2 pseudogenes are annotated in these 688 nt (G+C 74.0%); both read left to right on the top strand.

Annotation, left to right across the window (positions count from 1 at the left end):
* A pseudogene (locus AC27IQ_RS26390) lies at positions 1 to 221 on the top strand (TolC family protein); the annotation flags it as partial.
* Positions 222 to 299: 78 nt separating this feature from the next.
* A pseudogene (locus tag AC27IQ_RS26385) lies at positions 300 to 688 on the top strand (efflux RND transporter periplasmic adaptor subunit); the annotation flags it as partial.

Raw genomic sequence — 688 nt, 5'->3', positions numbered from 1 at the left:
CTACGACGAAAGGCGTGCTGCCGCGCGCCCGCCAGTTGGCGCAGAGCGCCGAGCTGGCGTACCGCAAGGGCGCCATGCCGCTGACCGACCTGCTGGACGCACAGCGCACCCTGCGCGCCACGGCGCTGGAGGCGCTCTCGGCCCGTGCCGACTATGCCAAGGCCCAGGGCGCCTGGCTGCTGCGCACGCAGCCGCAAACCCTGCTGGGCAGCCTGCCCTGAACGCCCCCACCCCAAGTCCAGCCACGCCAATCCATGCCCCGCCGTTCCCCTTTCACCTCTCGTATCGCGAAGTCCACCATGGTGCACCCTGCCCTCTCCCTCCCGCGCCTGACCACCTGCGGCCTGCTCGTCCTCGCCCTGGGCGGCGGCGCGCTGCTGCAAGGCTGCAGCAAGGCCGCCGAACCCGCCGCGGCGCCGGAAGCCGCACCCCCCATCGCCCAGTCGGGGCAGCTGCGCTTTCCGCCCGGCCATCCGCAGCTGGCGCTGCTGACCGTGGCCCCCGCGCGCGCCAGCAAGGACATCGCCGTGGACCTGCCCGCACGCCTGGTGTGGAACGAAGAACGCACCCAGCGCGTATACCCCGCGTTCGCCGGCCGCGTCACGGCCATCCGCGCCGACCTGGGCCAGTCGGTCAAGGCGGGCGCGCCGCTGGCGCTGCTGGCCTCGCCCGACTTCGGCCAGGCCCA

Source organism: Acidovorax sp. KPB24-07, from assembly GCF_057543315.1.
The sequence above is the reverse complement of the archived record's forward strand: the minus strand, read 5'-3'. Positions and strand labels throughout refer to the sequence as shown.